The organism is Pseudomonas paraeruginosa PA7 (genome assembly GCF_000017205.1).
In the GTDB taxonomy this organism is placed as follows: Bacteria; Pseudomonadota; Gammaproteobacteria; order Pseudomonadales; family Pseudomonadaceae; genus Pseudomonas; species Pseudomonas paraeruginosa.
Window position 1 is genome coordinate 4,685,771 of sequence record NC_009656.1, and the last position, 24,965, is coordinate 4,710,735.

Annotated in this window: 23 protein-coding genes; 13 read left to right on the forward strand and 10 right to left on the reverse strand. The window is 65.1% G+C overall.

Translation table 11 applies throughout. The features are described from left to right. Positions 1 to 174: 174 nt before the first annotated feature. The 3 genes from purM to PSPA7_RS21710 are packed head-to-tail and all read left to right on the forward strand — an operon-like array spanning position 175 to position 2,613. Positions 175 to 1,236 carry a phosphoribosylformylglycinamidine cyclo-ligase gene (gene purM / locus PSPA7_RS21700; protein WP_003155960.1) on the forward strand — a complete coding sequence of 354 codons (1,062 nt, stop codon included), beginning with the start codon at positions 175 to 177 and terminating at the stop codon, positions 1,234 to 1,236. Next, a complete protein-coding gene (purN, locus tag PSPA7_RS21705) occupies positions 1,236 to 1,904 on the forward strand; it encodes a phosphoribosylglycinamide formyltransferase (RefSeq protein ID WP_003155959.1) in 669 nt (222 codons plus the stop codon). Before purM ends, purN begins: the two co-directional genes overlap by 1 nt. Next, positions 1,897 to 2,613 carry a DUF3108 domain-containing protein gene (locus tag PSPA7_RS21710; RefSeq protein WP_003155958.1) on the forward strand — a complete coding sequence of 239 codons (717 nt, stop codon included), beginning with the start codon at positions 1,897 to 1,899 and terminating at the stop codon, positions 2,611 to 2,613. Before purN ends, PSPA7_RS21710 begins: the two co-directional genes overlap by 8 nt. 54 nt (positions 2,614 to 2,667) lie before the next feature. Here the strand turns inward: PSPA7_RS21710 and PSPA7_RS21715 are convergent, their stop codons facing one another. Then, on the reverse strand, positions 2,668 to 3,228 hold the full coding sequence (locus PSPA7_RS21715) for a MarR family winged helix-turn-helix transcriptional regulator (protein WP_012076905.1): 561 nt from the start codon (positions 3,226 to 3,228) through the stop codon (positions 2,668 to 2,670). A gap of 113 nt (positions 3,229 to 3,341) precedes the next feature. On the opposite strand from PSPA7_RS21715, the gene PSPA7_RS21720 reads away from it, so the two are divergent. The 4 genes from PSPA7_RS21720 to PSPA7_RS21735 all read left to right on the forward strand — a co-directional run bounded on the left by PSPA7_RS21720 (position 3,342) and on the right by PSPA7_RS21735 (position 4,455). After that, positions 3,342 to 3,575, forward strand: coding sequence for a glutaredoxin family protein (locus PSPA7_RS21720; RefSeq protein ID WP_003155957.1), 234 nt, complete (start codon positions 3,342 to 3,344; stop codon positions 3,573 to 3,575). An 11-nt stretch (positions 3,576 to 3,586) separates the two neighbouring features. Then, on the forward strand, positions 3,587 to 3,841 hold the full coding sequence (locus tag PSPA7_RS21725) for a DUF2024 family protein (RefSeq protein WP_012076906.1): 255 nt from the start codon (positions 3,587 to 3,589) through the stop codon (positions 3,839 to 3,841). Positions 3,842 to 3,847: 6 nt separating this feature from the next. Beyond that, the gene (locus PSPA7_RS21730) at positions 3,848 to 4,123 is read left to right on the forward strand and encodes a Rho-binding antiterminator (protein ID WP_003155955.1); all 276 of its coding nucleotides are present in this window, start codon (positions 3,848 to 3,850) and stop codon (positions 4,121 to 4,123) included. 140 nt (positions 4,124 to 4,263) lie between these two features. Continuing rightward, complete coding sequence (locus PSPA7_RS21735) at positions 4,264 to 4,455, forward strand: hypothetical protein (RefSeq protein WP_003155954.1); 192 nt, start codon at positions 4,264 to 4,266, stop codon at positions 4,453 to 4,455. Between the two features lie 33 nt (positions 4,456 to 4,488). On the opposite strand, the gene PSPA7_RS21740 is transcribed toward PSPA7_RS21735, so the two are convergent. Both PSPA7_RS21740 and PSPA7_RS21745 read right to left on the reverse strand, forming a co-directional pair. Next, positions 4,489 to 5,820 carry a Wzz/FepE/Etk N-terminal domain-containing protein gene (locus tag PSPA7_RS21740; RefSeq protein WP_041025396.1) on the reverse strand — a complete coding sequence of 444 codons (1,332 nt, stop codon included), beginning with the start codon at positions 5,818 to 5,820 and terminating at the stop codon, positions 4,489 to 4,491. A 173-nt stretch (positions 5,821 to 5,993) separates the two neighbouring features. Then, positions 5,994 to 6,533: a DUF2058 domain-containing protein gene (locus tag PSPA7_RS21745; RefSeq protein ID WP_003155953.1), complete on the reverse strand. Its 540-nt coding sequence runs from the start codon at positions 6,531 to 6,533 to the stop codon at positions 5,994 to 5,996. 234 nt (positions 6,534 to 6,767) lie between these two features. Here PSPA7_RS21745 and lpxO2 point away from each other — a divergent pair, with 234 nt between their 5' ends. Further along, positions 6,768 to 7,706 (forward strand): lipid A hydroxylase LpxO2, encoded by a 939-nt coding sequence (gene lpxO2 / locus PSPA7_RS21750; RefSeq protein ID WP_012076910.1) that lies wholly within the window; start codon positions 6,768 to 6,770, stop codon positions 7,704 to 7,706. 42 nt (positions 7,707 to 7,748) lie between these two features. Here the strand turns inward: lpxO2 and mazG are convergent, their stop codons facing one another. The 7 genes from mazG to pirR all read right to left on the reverse strand — a co-directional run bounded on the left by mazG (position 7,749) and on the right by pirR (position 18,032). Continuing rightward, positions 7,749 to 8,576, reverse strand: coding sequence for a nucleoside triphosphate pyrophosphohydrolase (mazG, locus tag PSPA7_RS21755; protein ID WP_012076911.1), 828 nt, complete (start codon positions 8,574 to 8,576; stop codon positions 7,749 to 7,751). 102 nt (positions 8,577 to 8,678) lie between these two features. Beyond that, entirely contained in the window at positions 8,679 to 10,922 is a 2,244-nt protein-coding gene (gene relA, locus PSPA7_RS21760; protein ID WP_012076912.1) for a GTP diphosphokinase, read from the reverse strand. Between the two features lie 86 nt (positions 10,923 to 11,008). Continuing rightward, positions 11,009 to 12,361: a 23S rRNA (uracil(1939)-C(5))-methyltransferase RlmD gene (rlmD, locus tag PSPA7_RS21765; RefSeq protein WP_041025397.1), complete on the reverse strand. Its 1,353-nt coding sequence runs from the start codon at positions 12,359 to 12,361 to the stop codon at positions 11,009 to 11,011. 8 nt (positions 12,362 to 12,369) lie between these two features. Continuing rightward, positions 12,370 to 13,269: a cysteine synthase B gene (cysM, locus tag PSPA7_RS21770; RefSeq protein WP_012076914.1), complete on the reverse strand. Its 900-nt coding sequence runs from the start codon at positions 13,267 to 13,269 to the stop codon at positions 12,370 to 12,372. Positions 13,270 to 13,518: 249 nt separating this feature from the next. Beyond that, positions 13,519 to 15,747, reverse strand: coding sequence for a TonB-dependent siderophore receptor PirA (gene pirA / locus PSPA7_RS21775; RefSeq protein ID WP_012076915.1), 2,229 nt, complete (start codon positions 15,745 to 15,747; stop codon positions 13,519 to 13,521). Positions 15,748 to 15,975: 228 nt separating this feature from the next. After that, positions 15,976 to 17,313, reverse strand: a complete 1,338-nt coding sequence (gene pirS, locus PSPA7_RS21780) for a sensor histidine kinase PirS (RefSeq protein WP_079262200.1) — start codon at positions 17,311 to 17,313, stop codon at positions 15,976 to 15,978. Beyond that, positions 17,313 to 18,032 (reverse strand): response regulator transcription factor PirR, encoded by a 720-nt coding sequence (pirR, locus tag PSPA7_RS21785; protein WP_012076917.1) that lies wholly within the window; start codon positions 18,030 to 18,032, stop codon positions 17,313 to 17,315. Before pirR ends, pirS begins: the two co-directional genes overlap by 1 nt. A gap of 192 nt (positions 18,033 to 18,224) precedes the next feature. On the opposite strand from pirR, the gene gacS reads away from it, so the two are divergent. From gacS to PSPA7_RS21810, 5 genes are all read left to right on the forward strand, one after another. Continuing rightward, a complete protein-coding gene (gene gacS / locus PSPA7_RS21790; protein WP_003156446.1) occupies positions 18,225 to 21,002 on the forward strand; it encodes a two-component system sensor histidine kinase GacS in 2,778 nt (925 codons plus the stop codon). Between the two features lie 3 nt (positions 21,003 to 21,005). Continuing rightward, positions 21,006 to 21,995 (forward strand): 2-hydroxyacid dehydrogenase, encoded by a 990-nt coding sequence (locus PSPA7_RS21795; RefSeq protein ID WP_003156444.1) that lies wholly within the window; start codon positions 21,006 to 21,008, stop codon positions 21,993 to 21,995. Positions 21,996 to 22,030: 35 nt separating this feature from the next. After that, entirely contained in the window at positions 22,031 to 22,456 is a 426-nt protein-coding gene (locus tag PSPA7_RS21800) for a hypothetical protein (RefSeq protein WP_003156442.1), read from the forward strand. Positions 22,457 to 22,523: 67 nt separating this feature from the next. Further along, the gene (locus tag PSPA7_RS21805) at positions 22,524 to 22,931 is read left to right on the forward strand and encodes an META domain-containing protein (protein WP_012076918.1); all 408 of its coding nucleotides are present in this window, start codon (positions 22,524 to 22,526) and stop codon (positions 22,929 to 22,931) included. A 108-nt stretch (positions 22,932 to 23,039) separates the two neighbouring features. Beyond that, complete coding sequence (locus tag PSPA7_RS21810) at positions 23,040 to 24,965, forward strand: sulfatase-like hydrolase/transferase (protein WP_012076919.1); 1,926 nt, start codon at positions 23,040 to 23,042, stop codon at positions 24,963 to 24,965.

Sequence of the window (24,965 nt, forward strand, 5' to 3'; positions counted from 1 at the left end):
GCTGTGAAGGCCGCGCAAGTGGACCTATACCTTAAACAGCAGCCCGCCCAGCGGCAACCGAGATGGCCGCTGCGTGGCAAGCCTGATAAAATCGCGCGCCTTCAAAACCGGCAAACAGCGTTGCACGCCTGGGCGGCCGGCCGATCTCCGAATTACCCCTATAGGCCTGGATTTATGAGCAGCAAGCAACCCTCGTTGAGCTACAAGGACGCTGGTGTGGACATCGACGCCGGCGAAGCCCTGGTGGAACGCATCAAAGGCGTGGCCAAGCGCACCGCACGCCCGGAAGTGATGGGCGGCCTCGGTGGCTTCGGCGCCCTCTGCGAAATCCCGGCCGGCTACAAGCAGCCGGTGCTGGTCTCCGGCACCGACGGGGTCGGCACCAAGCTGCGCCTGGCGCTCAACCTGAACAAGCACGACAGCATCGGCCAGGACCTGGTGGCGATGTGCGTCAACGACCTGGTGGTCTGCGGCGCCGAGCCGCTGTTCTTCCTCGACTACTACGCCACCGGCAAGCTCAACGTCGACGTCGCGGCTACCGTGGTCACCGGCATCGGGGCCGGCTGCGAACTGGCCGGGTGCTCGCTGGTGGGCGGCGAAACCGCCGAGATGCCCGGCATGTACGAAGGCGAGGACTACGACCTGGCCGGCTTCTGCGTCGGTGTCGTGGAGAAGGCCGAAATCATCGACGGCTCCCGTGTCCAGGCCGGTGATGCACTGATCGCCCTGCCCTCCTCCGGCCCGCACTCCAACGGCTATTCGCTGATCCGCAAGATCATCGAGGTTTCCGGCGCCGACATCGAGCAGGTCCGGCTCGACGGCAAGCCGCTGGCCGACCTGCTGATGGCGCCGACCCGCATCTACGTCAAGCCGCTGCTGCAACTGATCAGGCAGACCGGCGCGGTCAAGGCCATGGCCCACATCACCGGCGGCGGCCTGCTGGACAATATCCCCCGGGTCCTGCCCGACAACGCCCAGGCTGTCATCGACGTCGCCAGCTGGAAGCGCCCGGCGGTGTTCGACTGGCTGCAGGAGCACGGCAACGTCGACGAGACCGAGATGCACCGCGTGCTGAACTGCGGGGTCGGCATGGTCATCTGCGTGGCCCAGGCCGACGCCGGGAAGGCCCTGGAAATCCTGCGCGCCGCCGGCGAGCAGCCGTGGCAGATCGGCCGTATCGAAACCTGCGGCGCGGATGCCGAGCGCGTGGTCCTGAACAACCTGAAAAGCCACTGATGTCGACACTCTGCAATGTCGTGGTGCTGATCTCCGGCTCCGGCAGCAATCTGCAGGCGCTGATCGACAGCCTCCGGGACGGCACCACGCCGGCCCGGATCCGTGCGGTGATTTCCAATCGCGCCGATGCCTACGGCCTGGAGCGCGCGCGCCAGGCCGGCATCGACACCCAGGTGCTCGAGCACAAGGCCTACGCCGATCGCGAGAGCTTCGACCGGGCCCTGGCGCAACTGATCGACGCCCATGAGCCGCACCTGGTGATCCTCGCCGGGTTCATGCGCATCCTCAGCGCGGACTTCGTCCGTCACTATCAGGGCCGCCTGCTGAACATCCACCCCTCGCTGCTGCCTCGGCACAAGGGCCTGCACACCCACCAGCGCGCCCTCGAGGCCGGCGACCGCGAGCACGGCTGCAGCGTGCACTTCGTGACGGAGGAACTCGACGGGGGACCACTGGTCGTACAGGCAGTAATCCCGGTAGAGTCGCAAGATACGCCGGAACGCCTGGCCAGACGGGTTCACGAGGAAGAACACCGGATCTATCCGCTGGCCATGCGCTGGTTCGCCGAAGGCCGCTTGCGCCTGGGCGAACAGGGCGCCCTGCTGGATGGCCAGGCCCTGCCTGCCACCGGCCATCAGATTCGCACCAAGGAGATTCGCAATGCGTAAAGCCATGCTGTTCCTGCTGACGCTGCTGACCTTGCCGGCCTATGCCTTCGAGTTGAAGCCGTTCACCGCCAGCTATACCGCCGACTGGAAACAGATGCCCATCAGCGGCAACGCCTCCCGCAGCCTCAAGGCGCTCGGCGACGGCCGCTGGCAGCTGGACTTCGAAGCCTCCATGCTGCTGGCCAGCCTCAACGAGGTCAGCACCTTCAAGGTCGAGAACGATACCTTCCTGCCGCAATCCTACCGCTTCGCCCGTCAGGGCCTGGGCAAGGGCAAGCAGGTCGAGCTGGACTTCGACTGGTCGCAGAAGCAGGTGCTCGGCAGCGACCGCGGCGATGCGGTCCGGCAACCGCTGAACCGCGGCCAGTTGGACAAGTCCACCTATCAGTTGGTCCTGCAGCATGACGTGGCCGATGGCAAGAAGAGCATGAGCTACCAGATCATCGAGGGCGAGGATGTCGATACCTACGATTTCCGTGTACTCGGCGAGGAGAAGGTCCGCACCCAGGCCGGCCTGATCAATGCGATCAAGGTCGAGCGCGTGCGCGATCCGGGCAAGAGCAATCGCAAGACCATCCTCTGGTTCGCCAAGGACTGGGACTACCTGCTGGTCCGCCTGTACCAGATGGAAACCGACGGCAAGGAATACCAGATCATGCTCAAGGAAGGCACCATCGACGGCAAGACCGTCACTGGCGAGAAGAGCTGATATCTTCCTCCTACGAAAAGCCGGGCCATCGCCCGGCTTTTTCTTGCCCGCAGTTCAGGCGCAGGCCTGGTGCTCACGGCAGATCAATTCGCCATCGGCCTGGCTCAACGATTCCCGGGTAAGGCCGCAGAACGGCGCGCCGTCACGCTGCTCGTGGAAGCGACAGGTGCGACAGAGGCCGAACCCCGGCACGTCCTCCTCACGCTGGATGACCACCAGCAGTTCATGCAGCAACCCCTGCAAACGCTCGCCCTTCTCGCCCAGCGCCGCCACGGCCTGTTCCAGGAATCGCGGCGGAATCACCGCATCGATCAGCGAGCGTCCCGCCTCGGTCAGACGCAGATGCACGCTGCGCCGATCCCGAGCGTCCGGCACCTTGCTGATCAGCCCCTTGCCTTCGAGCACCTTGAGCGACTGCGACACGGTCCCCTTGGTGAGGCCGAGATACTCGGTCACCACCAGCGGCGTATCCGAATAGCGATTGCAGCGCGCCAGATAGTGCAAGGCACTCAGTTGTACCGGCTGCAGCTCCGCCACCAGCGGCTGTTCGCGCGACCAGGCGCGCATCAGGCTGGTCAGTCTTTCCAGGTAATCGTAAAGGGCGAGAGCGGACATGGGTTACCTCCTGGCATACATAGTATCGACTAAAAACATATTTGACAAAGCGGGCGAGCGATGACTAGCCTATACATGTATCGAATCGATACTAACTTAACAGGAGAATCACCATGTCCAAGGCCATCTACTATCACGCCGGCTGCCCTATCTGTGTCGAAGCCGAACGCTCCCTGCTGCCGCTGCTCGACAGCAAGCAGGTGGAAGTCGAAGTGGTTCATCTCGCCGAGCAATCGGCGCGTGTTGCCGAAGCGGAAAAGGCCGGGGTGAAGTCGGTCCCCGCCCTGGTCGTCGACGGGCAGGTACTGCACCTGAACTTCGGCGCGGCACTCAGCGACCTGAAATAAGGAGTCCGGCCATGGAGGTGAAAGTCTTCGACACCCACGTGCGAACCCGCGACGGCCGCTATCTGCACTTCGACGTGCTGGTTACGGAGGAAATGGGCGCTCGCGCAGGCGAGTTCGCTCGTCGCTGGCTCGCCGGAAAAGGCATCGACGATGCCGATATCAGCCAGGGGCATTGCAGTTATTGCCATAGCGAGATCGCGACAACGGAGGTTGCCGAAGCCATCAGGCTCCATGGCCATTACATCCTGCCCCTCGAAGGCTGCTGAAAGCGAATGGACGGCTATCGCCCGATCGCCTGCGATCTCCACGATTACCTGGAGATCGCCTGCCTCTATCGCTACCGGCTGCGCCTGGAGCTCGACGGTGATCTCTGCTTCGAGGCCGAGGCCCGCACCACACTGATCCAGGCGGACCAGCCAGGCGGGGACAAGGCGGAATATCTTGAAGTGGAGGTCGATGGCGCCACCCGACTGTTGCGCCTCGATCGTCTGCAGTCCATCACCGCTCTCACCGAGGGGGCGCTGTTCAGGCATGTACGACTGCGGTAAGAAGCCTGACGCAGAGCCCTGGCATACCATGTTCCGTGCTGGAAACTGAAAAGGTTTTTTTCAATTCCAGCCTATTTCATTAGCCAGCTAATGAAATAGGCTGGATCTGCCTTGATGCAGATCAACCCTGGAGTAGAAAAATGAGTGTGACAGTGACCGAGCGCGACGACGACCACAAATCCCGCGAACTGCGTGCACTTGGCCGCCGCTGCTGGGACGTGCACCAGCAGGGGTTGCTGGTAGGGGTCTTCCATAATGAAGAAGACGCCCAGGCTTACCGGCACAGACTGGAAAAGGAAGAACAGCTACGCCAGTCGGACAAGCTGGCGTGAGAAAACGCCCCCGCTACCCCGGGGGCGTATACATCAGGTCCCCGACAGGGTTCGCTCGAGACTGACGACCCCGGGAGGCAGTGCATGATCTTGCCGTTGCTGGAATGCACTACGCAACATAGCCCGCGCCAAGGCGAGCAGAACCCCTAGCATCAATCCCCCGAGCCCTCCCAATACGAGAACGACAACCTTGCGAGGCTTGATTGGCTGGAGTGGCATCGCGGCCCTCTGATCAACGCGCACCAACTCGATCTTCAGATCGCCTACCTTCAGCGTTTGCAATCTCGCCTGCTCGCCACGCAACTTTTCGATATCGTCGAAAAACCGCTCTTCTCCCTGCCGTGCCTGCAGATACTGGACTTCGCGATTGTTTTCCAGTTGCTTCAGTTCTTGCTGGATCGCCGCCACCCTCGGCTCGGTGAAGTCATCTCCCTTACGCTTGAGCAACGTGTCGCGCTCGGCAGTCAGGGCATCCACCCCCATGAAATACAGCGGAATCTGCTGATTGTTCACCTCGGTACGAAATACGCTACGCGAACCATCCAGCCCTACCTCACCCAATGCCCCCGGGGTCGTGGGCTTCACAATTCCCAAACGAGTGGAAATCTGAATCGCTTCATTCAACTGCTGAATCCTGGAATCACGAACCATCTTGAGCCGCCCGCGCAGGGCTTTCAACTCATCTTCCAAGCCTGCGCGGCGAATGTTGTCCGCCTCGAGCAACCTGGCGATCCGCCCCTGTTTGCTTGCCTGGTAGCTGGCGCGCTTGCCCTCGATATCCTGCGCGAGGAACTGCAAGCGGCTATCCACACGAGCCTGGAGATCCTCGAGGATCTGACGGCGCTCGCTGTCGATGGTCCGGGAGACCATATCGTTCAGGATACCGGCACCATCCATTCCCTTTGGATACTGCATGAATATCTGCACGAAAGGAGTAGCCTGCGGATCCTTCTGCAAGTCTGCCTGCTTCATGGAGAAGGCCGACAGATTGAATTTCCAGAACGCCTGCTCAGCCGACAAGCCGTTGTCCTTGTTCAACTGCTGGAATCGTTCCGGATGAGCTTGGAAATACTCGAACCGACCAGAGTATGCCGACAATTCGCTGGCTACGCGATCGAGCGCCTCCCTGGGCGTCAAGGCATAGATATCCCTTGCATTGACCGCTTCCAGCGCCTTCGTCTGTATCGGACGCAGGAGGACGCTAACCTCATAAGTGGGAACAACCAGTAGCAAATAAAGAACCGCGACAGCCAGTCCTACGCCCGTGATCGACGCGACAAGCCACTTCGCGCCCCATAGCTGTCGGAATAGCTGAACCAGATCGACTTCCGGGCGCTCTGGACCTGAATACTGCGAGGATGGCATGCCAACGTCCTTTTCGAAAAAAATGCCGCCCCACAAGAAGCACGCAGAATCCTGTAGGAATTTTCTTAAGAAAAGGCATTATGCAATCAAAAAGAAATCATCGATAGCATTTTGGTAACACTTCACAGTTAGCCTTGACCGATTTGATGTACGACCTGCGCTGCTTCAGGCCACTACCACATGAGGTCGTCGGGCACCACGTAGTCCTTGTACGGATCGTCCTCGTCCGGCTCCTGACTCTGCACATTGAGCAGCACCACCCGTCGTGGATCGCGCTCCTGGATGCGCACTGCCGCATCGCGCGGCACGATCTCGTAGCGCCCGTCGTAGCTGACGATAGCCAGGCTGCCACGGCTCAGCTTGTCGCGGATCAGGTCGTTGACGGCGATCCGCTTGACCTTCTTCGCATCGACGAAATTGTAGTAGTCGTCGCCATCCAGCCGAGGCAGGCGCGTGCCCTCGATCAGTTGCTTGATCTGCGCGGCTTTGGCCTTCTTCTCGGCCTTCTCCTGCTGCTGGCGGTTCAACTCCTGGTCGCGAGCCAGCTTCTCAGCCCTGGCCTGCTCCGCCGCCAGGCGCTGGGAGTCATCCTTCTCGACCTGGTTCTTGTGCTCCAGGCGCTGCTGTTTCTGTTTCTGCTTGGTGGCCTGCTTGGCCTGTTTTTCATTGACCAGCCCGGCTTTCAGCAACTGGTCACGCAATGACATGCTCATTTCGTCAACGACTCGCTCGCGTGGCACGCCCGGTGGGGTGCGGCATAATCTTCCAGCCGACTGGGGTTCAGCCGGCCCTCGCAGGGGGTATAATCCTCCCAGCCTAGGCCGCCTCAACGCAAGTCTCGGCGGCTCGCAAACTGCCACGCATGCCCGGACTCCCCTCTTTGTCGTCCCGAGCACTCGCAGGCACTTCCTCCCGGCCCCTGACATCGAAGGCATGGAAAGCAAGGCATGAGCGTTTCTCTCCTGGTAAAAGTCACCCTGGTAGGCCTGTTCGTCGCCAGCGTGCTGTTCGTTCACTTCCGCGGGCGCGCGCGCCTGCCCTTCCTGCGCCAACTGGTCAACCACTCCGCCTGGTTCGCCCCCTACAACTCGCTGATGTACCTGTTCTCCAGCGTTCCCTCCAGGCCCTATCTGGATCGCAGTCGCTTTCCCGAGCTGGACGAGCTGAAGAACAACTGGCAGACCATTCGCGAAGAAGCCCTCAACCTGTTCGACGAGGGTTACATCCGCGCCGCCCTGAACAACAACGAAGCCGGCTTCGGCTCGTTCTTCAAGAAGGGCTGGAAGCGCTTCTACCTGACCTGGTACGACGGTCCGCTGCCGTCCGCCCAGAAGCTCTGCCCGAAGACCGTGGAGCTGGTGAGCCGCATTCCCAACGTCAAGGGGGCGATGTTCACCCTGCTTCCCGGCGGCAGTCACCTGAACCCGCACCGTGATCCGTTCGGAGGCTCGCTGCGCTACCACCTCGGCCTGTCCACGCCGAACTCGGACAACTGCCGCATCTACGTCGACGGCCAGCCTTATGCCTGGCGCGATGGCGAAGACGTGATGTTCGACGAGACCTTCGTTCACTGGGTGAAGAATGAAACCGAGCAGACCCGGGTGATCCTGTTCTGCGATATCGAACGCCCTCTCCGCTCGCGCCTGCTGACCCGCCTCAACCGCTGGATCAGCGGTATCCTCGGGCGCGCCACCGCACCGCAGAACGTCGAGGGCGAGCGTGTCGGCAGCATCAACCAGGCCTATTCGGTGGCCATTCGCGTCGGCAACGCCATCGGCGCCCAGGTGAAGCGCTTCAAGCGCGCCTATCCGAAGGCCTACAGGATCCTCCGCCCAGTGCTGGCGGTGATCCTGCTGGTAGCGCTCTATCGCTGGATCTTCGGTTGACTCCGATGCCGTGGCGGCCCCGCCGCCACGGCAACTACCCTCTCAGCAACCCGACGGCTTCTCTGCTTTCTTCGCCTCGCCCCAGAGGCGGTCCAGCTCTTCCAGCGAACACTCTTCGGCCTTGCGGCCTGCTTCGCGCAGGTTCTGCTCGATGAAACGAAAGCGCCGCTCGAACTTGCCATTGGCCTGGCGCAGCGCGGCTTCCGGGTCGACCTTCAGGTGTCGGGCCAGGTTGACCGCGGCGAACAGCAGGTCCCCGACTTCCTCGCCCGCGGCGCCCTCGTCGCCATTCGCCATCGCTTCGAGCACCTCGTCCAGTTCCTCCCGCACCTTGTCCACCACCGCCAACGCCTCCGGCCAGTCGAAGCCGACCTGGGCCGCGCGTTTCTGCAACTTCGCCGCCCGCGACAGGGCCGGCAGGGCCGTCGGCACATCATCCAGCAGCGACAGTTGCTGCGGCTCCCTGGCCTTCTCCGCGCGCTCCTCGGCCTTGAGTTCCTCCCAGCGCTGCTTGACCGCCGCTTCGGCGAGTTTCGCCGCATCGGGCTTGCCGTAGAGGTCGCCATCCAGGAATACATGGGGATGCCGGCGGATCAGTTTGCGGGTGATGCCGTCCACCACCTCGTCGAAGGCGAAACGACCTTCCTCGCGCGCCAACTGGCTGTAGTAGACCACCTGGAACAGCAGGTCGCCCAGTTCCTCGCGCAATTGTGGGAAATCCTCCTGTTCGATGGCATCCGCCACCTCATAGGCCTCTTCCAGGGTATGCGGGACGATGGTCGCGTAGCTCTGCTGGAGATCCCACGGACAGCCGAATTCAGGATCGCGCAGGCGCGCCATGAGGTGGAGCAGGTCGTCGAGTCGGTACATGGGGCATCTCGAATCGTCAGTGAAGGGTACGGGCATTCTGCCCTTTGCGGAAAACCAAAGGCCACGGGCGGCCAGCGACCGCCCGTGGCCTGGCTGCCTGCCTCAAGGCGTGCGGTTGCGCCGCGCCTCGATGATGTTGGGCAGTTGCGAGACACGCGCCAGCAGGCGCCCCAAGGCGTCCAGGCCGGGAATCTCGATGGTCAGTTGCATGGTCGCGGTGTTGTCTTCCTTGTTCGAGCGGGTGTTCACCGCCAGCACGTTGATCCGCTCGTTGAGCAGGACCTGGGAGACGTCGCGCAGCAGGCCGGAACGGTCGTAGGCACGGATCGCGATATCCACCGGGTAGGTGCGGACCGGCTCCGGCCCCCAGCTGACCTGGATCATCCGCTCCGGCTCGCGTCCCGCCAGCTGCAACGCGGTGGCGCAATCCTGGCGATGGATGGTGACGCCGCGGCCGAGGGTGATGTAGCCGACGATGGGATCGCCCGGCAATGGCTGGCAGCACCCGGCCATCTGCGTCAGCAGGTTGCCGACGCCCTGGATCTGCACGTCACCACGTTTGCCGTGGCCGATCTTGCTCGGCTTGCGCGGAATCAGCTCGAGCTGTTCGCTGTCGCGATCCGGCTCGACCAGTTGCTGGGCGTAGTTGACCAGGTGTGCCAGACGCAGGTCCCCGGCACCGAGGGCGGCGAACATATCCTCGGCGGTCCGTACATTGGCCTTCTCCGCCAGGCGGTCGAAGTCCACCGGCGGCAGTGCCAGGCGCGACAGCTCGCGCTCGATCAATGCCTTGCCGGCCGCCACGTTCTGGTCGCGGGCCTGCAGCTTGAACCAATGGACGATCTTCGCCCGCGCCCGCGAGGTGGTGACATAGCCGAGGTTGCTGTTCAGCCAATCACGGCTCGGGCCACTGTGCTTGCCGGTGATGATCTCGACCTGCTCGCCGGTCTGCAGGCTGTAGTTCAACGGCACGATACGGCCGTTGATTTTCGCCCCGCGACAGTTGTGCCCGACCTCGGTATGTACCCGATAGGCGAAATCCAGAGGGGTCGCGCCCTTGGGCAGGTCAATGGCGTGTCCGTCGGGGGTGAAGACGTAGACCCGGTCCGGCTCGATGTCGACCCGCAGTTGCTCCGCCAGCCCGCCGATATCGCCCAGTTCCTCGTGCCATTCGAGGACCTGGCGCAGCCAGGAGATCTTCTCCTCGTAATGGTTGGAACTGGCCTTGACGTCGGTGCCCTTGTAGCGCCAGTGCGCGCAGACACCTAGCTCGGCCTCCTCGTGCATGGAATGGGTGCGGATCTGTACTTCCAGCACCTTGCCCTCCGGCCCGATCACCGCGGTATGCAGCGAGCGGTAGCCGTTTTCCTTGGGGTTGGCGATGTAGTCGTCGAATTCCTTGGGAATGTGCCGCCACAAGGTATGCACGATGCCCAGCGCGGTATAGCAGTCGCGCATCTCCGGGACCAGCACGCGGACGGCGCGAACGTCGTAGATCTGGCTGAAATCCAGGCCCTTGCGCTGCATCTTGCGCCAGATGGAGTAGATGTGCTTCGCCCGTCCGCTGAGGTCGGCCTGCACGCCGGTGGCGGCCAGGGCCTCCTTGAGCTGGCTCATCACGTTGGCGATGTATTGCTCGCGATCCAGCCGGCGCTCGTGCAGCAGCTTGGCGATCTGCTTGTACTGGTCCGGCTCGAGGTAGCGGAAGGATAGGTCTTCCAGTTCCCACTTGATATGCCCGATACCCAGGCGGTGGGCCAGCGGTGCATAGATATCGAAGACTTCACGGGCGACGCGGTGGCGCTTCTCCTCGTCGGCGTTCTTCACCGCGCGGATCGCGCAGGTGCGCTCGGCCAGCTTGATCAGGGCGACGCGAACGTCGTCGACCATCGCCACCAGCATCTTGCGCAGGTTCTCCACCTGTGCCTGGGTGCCCAGCACCATGGAATGGCGCGGATTGAGGCTGGCGCTGATCGCCGCCATGCGCAGGACGCCCTCGATCAGCTTGGCCACCACCGGCCCGAAGCGCTTGTTGACCGCCTCGAGGGTGATCGTGCCTTCGCGTACGCCACGGTAGATGACCGCAGCGACCAAGGACTCCTGGTCCAGCTTGAGGTCCGCGAGAATCTCGGCGATCTCCAGGCCCGTCTGGAAACTGGAGGTGCCGTCCGCCCAGGAGTTCTGTGCGGCGATGGCTCGCTGTTCGGATTCACGAGCGAACTCGCAAGCCTCCAGCAAGCCCTGACGATCGAGCCCGGGGACGAGGTTCTGGACGTGGTCCAGCCAGGCCTCGAGGTTGATACTGCCGTCGGTGTTGACCGGCTGGTGCGCTCTCACCTGTACCATCTTGCCTACCCTTTACCACGGTGCGCGTAGCCCACCGATGACTGCGCCAGCCTTCTCGTTCGGGCTGGTCGGATTACGCAGGCATCCTAGCCTGCCTCGAACAAAGCCATGGCCTCGACATGCGCCGTCTGCGGGAACATGTCGAGGATTCCGGCGCGCTTCAGACGATAGCCCTGCCTGGCCATTTCGCCAGCGTCGCGCGCCAGGGTCGCCGGATTGCAGGATACATAGACTACCCGGCGGGCACCCAGGGAACTCATTCCCCGTACCGCCTCCAACGCGCCATCGCGTGGCGGATCGAGCAGTACGGCGGTAAAACCTTGCGCCGCCCAGGGCGCTTCGGCAAGCGCTTTGGACAGATCGGCCTGGAAAAAATGCGCGTTGTCCAGGCCATTGGCCAGCGCGTTGGCGCTTGCCCGCCCGACCATCGCCGCCACGCCCTCCACCCCGACCACCTGCGCCACCTGGCGCGCCAGCGGCAGGGAGAAATTGCCCAGCCCGCAGAACAGGTCGAGAACCCGTTCCTCGGCCCCCGGCGCCAGCCATTCCAACGCCTGGCGGACCATCAGCCGGTTGACCGGCGCGTTGACCTGAACGAAATCGCCCGGCCGATAGGCCAGCGTCAGTTTCCAGTCATCCAGGGCATAGCCCAGTTCGGCCGCAGGCTCTACCGGCCTGGGTTCGTCCGCCCCCTGCAGCCAGAGCTGGGCCTGGTGCTCGGCGCAGAAATCCTCCAGGCGCCGGCGGTCCTCGACGGCGAGGGCCACCGTATGACGCAGCAACAATGCACTGGCCGTGCCATGGAAGAGTTCGACGTGGCCGATGGCTTCCGGCTTGCAAAAGCCCTGCAGCAGCGCCGGCAGAGCCTGGGCAATCGTTTGCAATGCAGGCACCAGCACCAGGCATTCATCGAAGGCGACGATCTCCTGGCTGGAGGATGCCCGGAAGCCGACCTCCAGGCGCCGCGACTTCGGCTCCCAGCGCACGGCGATACGCGCGCGGCGGCGATAGCCGAACTCGGGCCCGACCAACGGCGGCGCCCACTCCTCCGGCTCCATGCCGGCGAAACGCTGCAACTGTTCCTGCAGGGTGCGCTGCTTCAGCGCCAACTGTTCCGCGTGACCAAGGTGCTGCAGGGTGCAACCGCCACAACGCCCGGCAACGGAGCACGGCTCCCGGCGGCGCAGTTCGCTGCTGCCGAACAGACGTTCGCTGCGCGCCTCCACCACCTTGCTGCGCGCGCCGAGTACCCGGGCCTCCAGCTCTTCGCCGGGCAAGCCGCCGCTGACGAACCAGGTCATCCCGGCCTCATGGGCTATGCCACGCCCGTCATGGGCCAGGCGTTCGATCCGCAGACGCTGCTTCTTGCCGACTGGAACCGCGGGACCACGCGCGCCGCCACTGGGCTGGAAACGCAGGCCGCCTTTATTTCTCGCCATGGACATGCTCAGCGCGGGTCATAGACACCGGAAGACAGGTAGCGGTCGCCACGGTCGCAGATGATCGCGACGAGCACCGCGTTTTCCAGTTCGCGGGACAGGCGCAGCATCGCCGCCACCGCCCCGCCGGACGACACGCCGCAGAAGATGCCTTCCTCGCGGGCCAGCCGGCGCATCACATCCTCGGCCTCGTCCTGGTGCATGTCGACGACCCGGTCGACGCGGCTGGCGTCGTAGATCTTCGGCAGGTATTCCTGCGGCCAGCGGCGGATGCCCGGGATCGCCGAGCCCTCCATCGGCTGGAGGCCGACGATCTGCACCGCCGGGCTCTGCTCCTTGAGATAGCGCGACACACCCATGATGGTGCCGGTGGTGCCCATGGAACTGACGAAATGGGTGATGCTGCCACCGGTCTGCTGCCAGATTTCCGGACCGGTGCTGTGGTAATGGGCTTGCGGATTGTCGTCGTTGCCGAACTGGTCGAGGACCTTGCCGCGGCCTTCGCGCTGCAACGCGTCGGCCAGGTCGCGGGCACCTTCCATGCCCTCTTCCTTGCTGACCAGGATCAGCTCGGCGCCATAAGCGGTCATCGCCGCCTTGCGTTCGGCGGTGGAGTTGTCCGGCATGATCAGGATCATCTTGTAGCCCTTGATCGCCGCCGCCATCGCCAGGGCGATGCCGGTGTTGCCGGAAGTGGCCTCGATCAGCGTGTCGCCGGGGCGGATATCGCCACGCAGCTCGGCACGGGTGATCATCGACAGTGCCGGGCGGTCCTTCACCGACCCCGCCGGGTTGTTGCCCTCGAGCTTCACCAGCAGGGTATTGGAGGTTTCCCCGGGCAGGCGCTGCAGGCGCACCAGAGGGGTATTGCCGACGCAGTCGGCGATAGTCGGGTACTGCACGGTCATGGAGGCACTCGTTCGGCACTGACGGTAAAGGCTGAGGATGATACCGGTAAACTGTTGCCTGACCCTAGCACCGCAATATCCGCTCATGCATGTCATTTGCGCCGAAGAAGCGCCCGAAACCGCATGCGACGCGGGGGAGGAGATAACCGAAGGAGCGTCCGACCGTTGGCTGGTCGATGACTGACCAACGGTCGGGAATGGTCCGACAGGCATCGCGCCTGTCGGCGAAGGCTCGAATGGCGCCCCCGTTCAGAACGAGGTGGTCACCGACACGTAGTAGGCGCGCCCCGGCTCGTTGTAGGTCGCGGCACCGGCGTCGAACGAATTGCCCTGGCGGTACAGGCGCTTGTCGAAGAGGTTGCTGACCCCGCCGCGTACGCTCAGGTTTTCGCTGAAGGTATAGCCGGCACTGACTCCCCAGATGCCGTAGGTTCCCACTTCCTTGCGCGAGATGGCCCGGCTGCCGCGGCTGGTGGCGTGCTTCGGCGGCTCCTGGCGTCCGTATACGGTACTGGTCAGTTGCGTGGAAAGGCGTTCGCTGGCCTGCCAGTCGAGAGTCGAATTCAGGGTGTACTCGGGGATCACCGAGAGTGGGTTGCCGGTGTCCTTGTCCTTGGATTGCAGCATGTAGGTCAGGTTGGTGCTCCAGCTCAGGTCAGCCTGCAACGGTACCAGCAGGTTGCCCTCCAGCCCCTCGACCACCGCCTTCTTCGCATTGCTCCATTGCAGGATGTTGTTGCCGCTGCCGGTCTGTCCCATGACATCCAGCGGCGCGACGATCTTGTTCTTGTAGTCGTTGCGGAAGTAGGTGATCCCGGCGACCCAGCCGTCGCGCCGGAACTCCAGGCCAAGCTCCTTGTTGACACTGGTCTCGGCATCCAGGTTCTCGTTGCCGACCAGGTAGCAGCCGCCGCTGCTGGTCTGGATCGGGCAGCCGTTGCCGCGGGTATAGAGCAGGTAGTTGGGGTTGCTCTGGTACAGGTTGGGTGCCTTGAAGGCGCGAGCGATGCCGGCCTTGACCGTGAAGTATTCGCCGAGCGCCTGCGAGGCGTTCAGGCTCGGGCTCCAGTTCAGGCCGAAGTCGCTGTGGTCGTCCAGGCGCAGGCCGGGGGTGAGCATGGTGCCGGGACGTAGTTCGATGTTGTCCTCGACATACAGCGCGCGGATTTCAGCCTTGCTTTTCGGGCTTCGCGAGCCCGCCGCCGGGGTCCCCGGCAGGCTGTCGCCACCTACGAAGCCCTGCTTGAGCGAGGACGGATCGTTGAGGGTTTCCTTGTTCCACTCCGCGCCTACGGTCAGGACCTGCTCGAACAGTGCGTGCAGCGGCAGGTTCAGTTCGCCGTTGAGTCGGTAGTTCTCCAGCTTGCTGGTGCTGAACGACCGATCGGCGCCGATCTGTCCTTCGACGGAGCCGGCCAGGCCTTCCTCCAGCCGGTTGTTGCGGGTGGAGTCGTACTGGGCGACGAACTTGGAGGTGCCGAACTCCCAGGTACCGTTGTGGGTGATGGCGTAGTTCTCGCGATACATGCGGTTGGTCTCGGCGCCATCGTCGGCGAGTCCCTGGGTGTTCGCGTTGCCGTTGTTGTTCTGGGTATCGCCGGCGTAGATGTTGCCCTGGCGGCTGAAACCCGCCTCGAAGTCGACGATCTGGTCAGGCGTCACCTGCCAGGACAGCATCCCGCTCAGGTCCCGGTTGCGCACGCCCTCGCGCCCGGCCACGGTACGCGTGGGATCGACGCTGTGCCCGGCGTTGATGTCGGTATCGTCCGCATCGGTCTTGTTCGCGCTGCCGTAGGCGCGGAAGCTCAGGGCGTCGGTCAGCGGCCCGCTGAGACTGAAGTTGGCGCGACGGGTCGCACCGTCCTTCGAGCTTTCCGGGATATTGGTGAATACCGTCATGGAACCACGCAGGCGATCGGTCGGACGCTTGGTGATGATGTTCACCACCCCGCCCGCCGCACCGGAACCGTAGCGTGCCGCCGCCGGCCCGCGGAGGACCTCGATGCGCTCCACTTCCTCCGGCGGCACCCAGTTGCTGTCGCCGCGGGTGTCACGCTCGCCGCGCCAGCCATAGCGCACCGAGTTGCGCGAGGAGACCGGCTTGCCGTCGACCAGGATCAGGGTGTTTTCCGGCCCCATGCCTCGGATATCGATCTGCCGGTTGTTGCCGCGCTGGCCGCTGGAGCTGTTGCCGGTGAGGTTGACCCCGGGCATCGTCCGGATGATCTCGGAGAGATCGTTCACCGGCGGACGCTTGCGGATGTCCTCCGCGGTGATGATCGACACCCCCGGCGCCTGCTTCAGCTCCTGCTCGGCGGTGCCCAGCACCACCTCGTCGCCGAGCTGGACCACCGATTCGGACCGTTCGTCCAGTTCTTCCAGGCGCTCGTCCTCGGCCAGGGCCTGCCCGGCGAGCAGGCCCGATGAAGCGAAGAGGACGGCAGCGGCGAGATGGCCGCGACGAAAATGGGGATACATGCGTGACTACTCCTGTCGAGGGAAAGCGAACAGCAGGCGAGCCACGAGCGATACGTTGACGTTTTTTCCGAGGACCGGGTCGCCGGCGCTGTACGAGAAACCTCCCGGGACGGCATGGCGAACGGGCAGTAGGCCCTGGTCGGGAGCGGCCGGCGAGGTCGCCACGGATGATAATTATTCTCAAAGGATAGTAAAGATCATTTACATCCTGGCGATTTGTAAAGGCGCTCAGGCCGCTGGCAGCACCAGGCACAGGCGCAGGCCCGGATCGCCGGCCTCGGCCCACAGCCGGCCGCCCTGCAGGGCGATGGCGCGCCGGGCGATGCTCAGGCCGAGACCGAAACCCTTGCCGGTCCGCGCCGAGGAGAGACGGGTGAAGGGGCGGAAGATAGTTTCCAGCTGCTGCGTGGCGACGCCCTCGCCCTGGTCTTCCAGGCACAGGCGCCAGCATGTGCCTTCGCGCTGACCGTAGAAGCGGACCACACCTCCCTCCGGGGAATGGCGGATCGCGTTGCGCAGCAGGTTTTCCAGGGCCTGGGCCAGGCCATTGAGGTTGCCGCGGACCACGCAATCTTCGGGCAGGTCGCTGCGCAGGCGTTCGGCGGCCCAGCCGCTTTCGAAGCGGGCGTTCTCCACCAGCAGGTCCCACAGTGCCGGCAGGGAGATATCCTCCAGCGCCAGCGCCGGGCGCTCGGTGTCGAGCCAGGCCAGCTCCAGGGTATTGTCGACCAGTTGCTGCATGCCCTGCACTTCCTGCTCCAGGCGGGCGCGCAGCGCCTCCGTCGACAGCTCGCTCTCGGCCGCCACCTGCAGGCGCGCCAGCGGCGTCCGCAATTCATGGGAGAGGTCGCGGAGCAATTGGCGCTGCAGCACCATGTGTTCGTCGAGGCGCTCGGCCATGTGGTCGAAGGCCCGGCCCAGGTCGCCCAGTTCGTCGCTGCGCCGGGTGATCCGCGGCTGCGTGCGCGCAGTCAGGTCGTTGCCGCGCAAGGCATTGGCCTGCGCACGCAACCTTCCCAGCGGGACTATCCAGCGGCGGTACAGCAGGACGCCGAGCAGCAGCGCCAGCCCGGCCGGCACCAGGCCATGAGTGACCAGGCGCTTGGCCGGCGACAGCCCCGGAGGGACGAACTCGGCGGGCAGGCGCAGCACTACCCGCCCCTGTCGCGGATGGCCGGGGAAACGCAGGTTCATGAAGGGACGCGACAGGGAACGGGAACTCATCGGCCAGTCGATCCCACGCAGGAAGGTCAGGCGCTCGGCCTCCTCCTCCGTGAGCGGCCGGCTGCCCAGGGACTGCAGCCGGCCGTCGAGCACCACCACCCAGTCCAGCGCCCGCTGCCGCGGCTCGGCGAGCCAACGGTCGACCCCGGCGCGACCGCCGTCGAGCCAGGCCTGCTCGGCCCGTCGCGCATAGTCCTCGAGGCTGGCGCGGGCTTCGGCGGACAGGTAGTAGCCCTTCAGTTCGGCGCTACGCCCCCAGGTCCAGGACAGCCACACGGACAGCAGGAAGAACGCCACCAGCAACAGGGCCAGGCGCCAGAACAGCGAATGACGGTTGGGCATCATGACGTCGGCGTCAGGACGTAGCCCTTGCCCCATACGGTATGCAACTGGTGTCCGTGGTAGCCGAGACGCTGCAGCTTGCGCCGCAGGTGGCTGACATGCATGTCCAGACTGCGGTCGTGCTGGGTATGGCCGCGATGCAGGACCTGCTGGTAGAGGAAGGCCTTGGTCAGGGTTTCGCCTTCCGCGGCGAGGAAGGTCTCCAGTAGACGGTACTCGGTCGGCGTCAGGTCGGCGAACGTTCCACCGAGGCTGACATCGCAGACATCCGCGGCGAACTGCAATGCCGCCCGCGCCTGCGGCGCGCTGGCGCGTCCCGGCGGCTGGCCACGTTCGAGGGCGATGCGGCGCAGGATGGCGTCGATGCGCACCCGCAGTTCGGCCAGGCTGAAAGGCTTCGGCAAGTAGTCGTCGGCGCCCTGGCTGAAGCCGGCGATACGATCCTGCTCGGCGCCCAGCGCCGACATCAGGATCACCGGCAGGGCCTGTTCCTCGCGGAGCTGGCGAAGGATCTCCAGGCCATCGCGGCCGGGCAGCATGATGTCCATGAGGATCAGGTCATAGGCGCCATTGCGCGCCGCCGCCAGGCCCTCTTCGCCGTCCCGGCACCAGGTCACCTCGAAGCCGCTGCCATTGAGATGCCGGAACAGATGAGCGCCCAGCGTAGGGTCGTCCTCAATGGCCAGCAGGCGGGGTTCGGGGGTCACGGTCGGGATCATGGCGAGATGAATAAGATTGATTAGCAATCGTGCCAGTATTCACGATGTTTCCGCTCCGTCGCAAGCCGAATCCGCCAGGCTGCGCATGTCGCAGCAGATTCCCCCTGCGCTACCCGCTAAACTGCGCGGGATAAACGCATGGCCGGGGAGCTTCGGCCATCGCTCACCGATTCAGGCTCGACGGAGAGACGTGTGTTCAAGGATCTCGGCATCAAGGGGCGCGTACTGCTGCTCACCCTGCTCCCCACCAGCCTGTTGGCCATGGTGCTCGGCGGCTACTTCACCTGGGTCCAGCTCTCCGACATGCGCGCCCAGCTGATCGAGCGCGGGCAGTTGATCGCCGAGCAGCTGGCACCGCTGGCCGCCACCGCCCTGGCGCGCAAGGATACCGGCGTGCTCAACCGCATCGCCAACGAAGCCCTGGACCAGCCGGACGTACGCGCCGTGACCTTCCTCGACGCCCGCCAGGAGCGCCTCGCCCATGCCGGGCCGAGCATGCTTACCGTGGCTCCGGCCGGCGACGCCAGCCACCTGAGCATGTCCACCGAGCTGGATACCACGCATTTCCTCCTGCCTGTCCTCGGCCGCCACCATAGCCTGTCCGGCGCCACCGAACCGGACGAGGAACGGGTACTGGGCTGGGTCGAACTGGAGCTGTCGCACCATGGCACCCTGCTGCGCGGCTACCGTAGCCTGTTCACCAGCCTGCTGCTGATCGCCGCCGGGCTCGGCGTCACCGCCCTGCTCGCCCTGCGCATGAGCCGGGCGATCAACGCGCCGCTGGAGCTGATCAGCCAGGGCGTCGCCCAGCTCAAGGAAGGGCGCATGGAAACCCGCCTGCCACCGATGGGCAGCAACGAGCTGGACGAGCTGGCCTCGGGCATCAATCGCATGGCCGAGACGCTGCAGAGCGCCCAGGAGGAAATGCAGCACAACATCGACCAGGCCACCGAGGACGTCCGCCAGAACCTGGAGACCATCGAGATCCAGAACATCGAGCTGGACCTGGCGCGCAAGGAGGCACTGGAGGCGAGCCGGATCAAGTCCGAGTTCCTCGCCAACATGAGCCACGAGATACGCACCCCGCTCAACGGCATCCTCGGCTTCACCAACCTGTTGCAGAAGAGCGAGCTCAGCCCGCGCCAGCAGGACTACCTCTCGACCATCCAGAAATCCGCGGAAAGCCTGCTCGGGATCATCAACGAGATCCTCGACTTCTCGAAGATCGAGGCCGGCAAGCTGGTCCTGGAGAACCTTCCCTTCAATCTCCGCGACCTGATCCAGGACGCCCTGACCATGCTCGCCCCGGCCGCCCACGAGAAGCAGTTGGAGCTGGTCAGCCTGGTCTATCGCGACACTCCGGTCCAGCTGCAGGGAGACCCGCAGAGACTGAAGCAGATCCTCACCAACCTGGTCGGCAATGCCATCAAGTTCACCCAGGGCGGCACCGTCGCCGTGCGCGCCATGCTCGAGGACGAGAGCGACGATCGCGCACAGTTGCGGATAAGTGTGCAGGACACCGGCATCGGTCTCTCCGAGGACGACCAGCAGGCGTTGTTCAAGGCCTTCAGCCAGGCCGACAACTCGCTGTCGCGGCAAGCCGGTGGCACCGGCCTCGGGCTGGTGATCTCCAAGCGCCTGATCGAGCAGATGGGCGGCGAGATCGGCGTCGACAGCACGCCCGGCGAAGGCGCCGAGTTCTGGATCAGCCTGAGCCTGCCCAAGAGCCGCGAAGACAGCGAGACGGCGGGCGCCTCCTGGGCCGCCGGCCAGCGCGTGGCGCTGCTCGAGCCGCAGGAGCTGACGCGCCGCGCGCTGCACCACCAGCTCAGCGATTTCGGCCTGGAAGTCAGCGAGTTCGAGGACCTCGCCAGCCTCCAGGAACACCTGCGCAATCCGCCACCCGGCCAGTTGCCGCTCAGCCTGGCGGTGCTCGGCGTATCTGCCGCGATGTATCCGCCGGAGCAGCTCAGCCAGTCGTTCTGGGAGTTCGAGCGGCTCGGCTGCAAGACCCTGGTGCTCTGCCCGACCACCGAGCAGGCGCAATACCATGCGAGCCTGCCCGACGAGCAGGTCGAGGCCAAGCCCGCCTGCACCCGCAAACTGCAACGCAAGCTGCAGGAACTGCTGCAGGTTCGCCCGGCACGCAGCGACAAGCCGCACGCCGCGGCGTCGGGGCGGCCGCCACGACTGCTGTGCGTCGATGACAACCCGGCCAACCTGTTGCTGGTGCAGACCCTGCTCAGCGACCTCGGCGCCCAGGTCACCGCGGTGGATAGCGGCTACGCGGCGCTCGAGGTGGTCCAGCGCGAACGCTTCGACCTGGTCTTCATGGACGTGCAGATGCCCGGCATGGATGGCCGCCAGGCCACCGAGGCGATCCGCCGCTGGGAGGCCGAGCGGGAAGTCAGCCCGGTGCCGGTGATCGCCCTCACCGCCCATGCGTTGTCCAACGAGAAGCGCGCCCTGCTGCAGGCCGGCATGGACGACTACCTGACCAAGCCCATCGACGAGCAGCAACTGGCCCAGGTGGTGCTGAAATGGACCGGTCTGAGCCTCGGCCAGTCGCTGGCCAGCATGAGCCGCGCGCCGCAGCTCGGCCAACTGAGCGTCCTCGACCCCGAGGAAGGGCTGCGCCTGGCCGCCGGCAAGGCCGATCTCGCCGCCGACATGCTGGCGATGTTGCTGGCTTCGCTGGCCGCCGATCGCCAGGCGATCCGCCAGGCGCGCGACAACGACGACCGCACGGCCCTGCTGGAGCGGGTCCATCGGCTGCACGGCGCCACCCGCTATTGCGGTGTGCCGCAGTTGCGCGCGGCCTGCCAGACCAGCGAAACCCTGCTCAAGCAGAACGATCCAGCCGCGGCGGCCGCCCTGGACGAACTGGACAAAGCCATCGAAGCCCTCGCCAGCACCGCGTCGGCGACCACCCACCTGTCCTCCACCAGCCTCGACTCCAGCGAGCTCTGACCCATGCGCATCCTGTTCTTCAGCAGCCAGGCCTACGACAGCGAGAGCTTCCAGGCCAGCAACCACCGGCACGGCTTCGAGCTGCACTTCCAGCAGGCCCACCTGCAGGCGGACACGGCGCTCCTCGCCCAGGGTTTCGAGGTAGTCTGCGCCTTCGTCAACGACGACCTCTCGCGGCCGGTGCTGGAACGCCTGGCCGCCGGCGGCACGCGCCTGGTCGCCCTGCGCTCGGCCGGCTACAACCATGTCGACCTGGCCGCCGCCGAAGCCCTCGGCCTGCCGGTGGTGCACGTGCCGGCCTACTCGCCGCACGCCGTCGCCGAACACGCGGTCGGCCTGATCCTGACGCTCAACCGGCGGCTGCACCGCGCCTACAACCGGACCCGCGAGGGCGACTTCTCGCTGCACGGGCTGACCGGCTTCGACCTGCACGGCAAGCGCGTGGGAGTGATCGGCACCGGACAGATCGGCGAGACCTTCGCCCGCATCATGGCCGGCTTCGGCTGTGAACTGCTGGCCTACGACCCCTACCCCAACCCCCGGGTCGAAGCGCTCGGCGGCCGCTATCCGGGCCTCGACACGCTGCTCGCCGAGTCCGACATCGTCAGCCTGCATTGTCCGCTGAGCGCCGAGACCCGCCATCTCATCGATGCCCGTCGCCTGGCGGCGATGAAACGTGGCGCCATGCTGATCAACACCGGGCGTGGCGCCCTGGTGGACGCCGCCGCGCTGATCGAGGCGCTGAAGAGTGGCCAGCTGGGCTACCTCGGCCTCGATGTCTATGAAGAAGAAGCGGACATCTTCTTCGAGGACCGCTCCGACCAGCCCCTGCAGGACGACGTGCTGGCACGCCTGCTGAGCTTCCCCAACGTGGTGGTGACCGCCCACCAGGCCTTCCTCACCCGCGAGGCCCTGGCGGCGATCGCCGATACCACCCTGGACAACATCGCCGCCTGGCAGGACGGGACGCCTCGCAATCGGGTCAGGGCCTGATGGCGTGGTAGCATGCGCGGCTGACTGGAGGCTCCATGGCTGAACACGATTTCCGCTACACCCTGCTCAACCCGCAATACACCCTCAATGAATGCCGCGCGCTTTCCCCGGGACGCTACCAGGTCACCGGCACCGGCGGCTCGATCAAGGCCGACGACGTGCTGCTGGTCAGTCTCAAAGGCAGCAAGACCCTGAGCATGCGCCTGACCGTGGAGAAGGTCCGCCACCTGATCAACCCGCCCGGTCAATGGCTGGCGGTCGCTCGCGGGCCGGCGTTCCGCGAACTGGCGATCCATGCCTGGCAGGTCGATTGCGACCAGTGCCAGGCCCGTCTCGACTTCGAGTTCGCCGTCGACGCCAGCCTCGGCCGCAAGGCCCTGGCGCCGGCCGCCGAGGCGCGCATCCAGGAGCTGGGCTGGTGCAGCAGCGAAGGCAGGCACCTGTGTCCGAAGTGCCGGTAAGGCGAACGGTCAGTCCGACCGACGGTCTGTGAACTATCGCCCGTTCGAATCGCGCAAAGGAAACGCCATGAAATCCACTCTCCTCCTCGCCGCCTCCGTCGCTATCTTCCTCGCCGGCTGCGCCAGCCAGGAGACCACCCTGGAAACCGAGCAGGCCTACCAGGTCGACTGGGTCGGCGCGCAGCCGACGATGGACTACAGCCATATCAGCCTGACCTTCGACGGCCAGGGCCGCGCCTTCGGCAACGGCGGCTGCAACCACTGGTTCGCCAGCTACACCCTGAAGGACGAGTTGCTGCAGTTCGGTGCCATCGGCAGTACCCGGCGCCTGTGCGCGGAGGAAATCATGGAGCAGGAGCGGCGCTTCCTGGCGCTGCTGCAGAACGTCCAGCACTGGGATATCTCGCCCACCGACGAACTGCGCCTGTGGCCCGCCGAAGGCAAGCCGCTGCGCCTGGTCCCGGAGCATGACTGAAGCCAGGGACAGCGCGGGCGTCGTCCGTTTACATTTTCTTGACATCCATTTCATCCGCGCTTGACCCACGCGTCCCTAGGCTTCCGCATCCTCGCCCGGAGACGCTTGATGTTCGCCCCGCCCAGTACCGAGACACTCAACCGCTTCTTTCTGTTGTCTTGGCTGGTGGTGCTCTGGCAGGTGCTGCGCCTGCAGGACGGAATCTTCTTCGACGATGCCTGGCTGCCGCTATGGAGCGCAGCCGCCAACCTGAGCTACGCCTTCCTTTATCTACTCCCGCTGTACCTGGCCTGCCGCCTGGCCCTGCATGCCCATGAGCGCCTGCCCGCGCGCCTGCGTCCCTGGCTGGCCGCCACGCTGGCCATCCTCGGCAGCGCGGCGGTGCAGATCCTGCTCTACGCCGACCGTACCCTGTACGACTTGTACGGTTTCCACCTCAACGGCTTCAGCATCGGCCTGCTGGTCACCCCCGGCGGTCTCTCCAGCCTCGGCAGCGGCGACGGCACCCTGCTCAGCGCCGCCCTCGCCGCCCTCGCCCTGCTGCTCCTGCAAGGCTTGCTGTATTGCGCCTGCCAGGCCACCCGCCGACGCCTGCCGGCGCTGCCGCGAAGGGCCTGGCGGGGCCTGCTGGCCGCTTTCCTTTGCCTGACGCTGGGAGAGCGCCTGGGATATGCGTTCAGCTCCCTGCGCGACTACCGGCCGATCCTGCTGGCCAGCGAACGCTACCCGCTGTACCTGCCGCTGAGCGTGCGCAGCCTGGCCAGGAACCTGGGCATCGCGCCGACGCCCACCCAGCGCGAACTGCTGCAGCGACAGGGCGGCCTGCGCTATCCGCTGCAGCCGCTGGAAATCCACCCGCCCGCGCAGCCTCCGAACATCGTCTGGGTGGTCGCCGAGTCGCTGCGCGGGGACATGCTCGACCCTCGCTACATGCCCCGGCTCTGGGCGTTCTCCAAGCGAGCCATGCGCCTGGACAACCACTACAGCAGCGGCAACCTGACCCAGATGGGCGTTTTCGGCATGTTCTACGGGTTGCACGGTGGCTATTGGGACGCCGTGCTCGAGGCCGGCCAGCCGCCCGTGCTCATGCAGGTGCTCAGGCGGCAGAACTACCAGTTCCGGGTCAACGCCGCACAACGCTTCAGCTACCCGCCCTTCGACCGCAGCGTGTTCGTCAACCTGCGACCGCAGGACCTGCACGTCCTGGACAGCCAGGCACCGGCCTGGCAGCGCGACGCGCAGAACACCGAGGACCTGCTGCGCTTCATCGATCGCCGGCTGCCCGGCCGGCCCTTCTTCGCCTGCCTGTTCCTCGAGTCGAGCCATGCCAACTACAGCTTCCGCGACGAAACCGCGAGCGTGCGTCCCTACCTGGCCAACTTCAACTACCTGACCACCAACTTCCAGGCGCAGATGCCACTGATCAAGAACCGCTACCTGAACGCCGTGGGCGAGGTCGACACGCAGATCGGCCGCCTGCTGCAGCACCTGGAAAGCCAGCGGCTGCTGGAAAATACCGTGGTGGTGGTACTCGGCGACCACGGCGAGGAGTTCATGGAACGCTCGCGCTGGGGCCACAACACCGAGTTCAACCGCTACCAGACCGGGACCGTCGCCGTGCTCTGGGTGCCCGGCCAGGCGCCACGCGCCGTCCATGGCATCACCAGCCACGTCGACTTGCCCGCCACCCTGCTGCCGCTGCTGGGCGTGCGCAATCCGCCGCGCGACTACTCGCTGGGCCAGGACCTGCTAGCGGCGGACTACCATCGCGACTACGCGGTGAGCGCGGACACCACGCGCATCGCCTACCTCGGCGAAGGCTTCAAGGTCAGCTTCCCCCTGCATGGTACGGACCGCCGCCACGGCCCGGTGAGCGACGGCGACGACCGCCCGCTCGATCTGGAACAACAGAAAGCCATTCGCGGTCCGCTGCGCGCCGCGCGCCTGGAACTGTTGCAGGACCTCGGTCGCTTCAGCGAGCGGCCCCGGGAAGAGTCACAGCCGCAGAACCTGGCGACTTCACTGCGCCAATGA

Bases quoted from the DNA above. Each gene is read 5' to 3' on its own strand.
- purM (WP_003155960.1), top strand. From the start codon at position 175: ATGAGCAGCAAGCAACCCTCGTTGAGCTACAAGGACGCTGGTGTGGAC.
- purN (WP_003155959.1), top strand. From the start codon at position 1,236: ATGTCGACACTCTGCAATGTCGTGGTGCTGATCTCCGGCTCCGGCAGC.
- PSPA7_RS21710 (WP_003155958.1), top strand. From the start codon at position 1,897: ATGCGTAAAGCCATGCTGTTCCTGCTGACGCTGCTGACCTTGCCGGCC.
- PSPA7_RS21715 (WP_012076905.1), bottom strand. From the start codon at position 3,228: ATGTCCGCTCTCGCCCTTTACGATTACCTGGAAAGACTGACCAGCCTG.
- PSPA7_RS21720 (WP_003155957.1), top strand. From the start codon at position 3,342: ATGTCCAAGGCCATCTACTATCACGCCGGCTGCCCTATCTGTGTCGAA.
- PSPA7_RS21725 (WP_012076906.1), top strand. From the start codon at position 3,587: ATGGAGGTGAAAGTCTTCGACACCCACGTGCGAACCCGCGACGGCCGC.
- PSPA7_RS21730 (WP_003155955.1), top strand. From the start codon at position 3,848: ATGGACGGCTATCGCCCGATCGCCTGCGATCTCCACGATTACCTGGAG.
- PSPA7_RS21735 (WP_003155954.1), top strand. From the start codon at position 4,264: ATGAGTGTGACAGTGACCGAGCGCGACGACGACCACAAATCCCGCGAA.
- PSPA7_RS21740 (WP_041025396.1), bottom strand. From the start codon at position 5,820: ATGCCATCCTCGCAGTATTCAGGTCCAGAGCGCCCGGAAGTCGATCTG.
- PSPA7_RS21745 (WP_003155953.1), bottom strand. From the start codon at position 6,533: ATGAGCATGTCATTGCGTGACCAGTTGCTGAAAGCCGGGCTGGTCAAT.
- lpxO2 (WP_012076910.1), top strand. From the start codon at position 6,768: ATGAGCGTTTCTCTCCTGGTAAAAGTCACCCTGGTAGGCCTGTTCGTC.
- mazG (WP_012076911.1), bottom strand. From the start codon at position 8,576: ATGTACCGACTCGACGACCTGCTCCACCTCATGGCGCGCCTGCGCGAT.
- relA (WP_012076912.1), bottom strand. From the start codon at position 10,922: ATGGTACAGGTGAGAGCGCACCAGCCGGTCAACACCGACGGCAGTATC.
- rlmD (WP_041025397.1), bottom strand. From the start codon at position 12,361: ATGGCGAGAAATAAAGGCGGCCTGCGTTTCCAGCCCAGTGGCGGCGCG.
- cysM (WP_012076914.1), bottom strand. From the start codon at position 13,269: ATGACCGTGCAGTACCCGACTATCGCCGACTGCGTCGGCAATACCCCT.
- pirA (WP_012076915.1), bottom strand. From the start codon at position 15,747: ATGTATCCCCATTTTCGTCGCGGCCATCTCGCCGCTGCCGTCCTCTTC.
- pirS (WP_079262200.1), bottom strand. From the start codon at position 17,313: ATGCCCAACCGTCATTCGCTGTTCTGGCGCCTGGCCCTGTTGCTGGTG.
- pirR (WP_012076917.1), bottom strand. From the start codon at position 18,032: ATGATCCCGACCGTGACCCCCGAACCCCGCCTGCTGGCCATTGAGGAC.
- PSPA7_RS21795 (WP_003156444.1), top strand. From the start codon at position 21,006: ATGCGCATCCTGTTCTTCAGCAGCCAGGCCTACGACAGCGAGAGCTTC.
- PSPA7_RS21800 (WP_003156442.1), top strand. From the start codon at position 22,031: ATGGCTGAACACGATTTCCGCTACACCCTGCTCAACCCGCAATACACC.
- PSPA7_RS21805 (WP_012076918.1), top strand. From the start codon at position 22,524: ATGAAATCCACTCTCCTCCTCGCCGCCTCCGTCGCTATCTTCCTCGCC.
- PSPA7_RS21810 (WP_012076919.1), top strand. From the start codon at position 23,040: ATGTTCGCCCCGCCCAGTACCGAGACACTCAACCGCTTCTTTCTGTTG.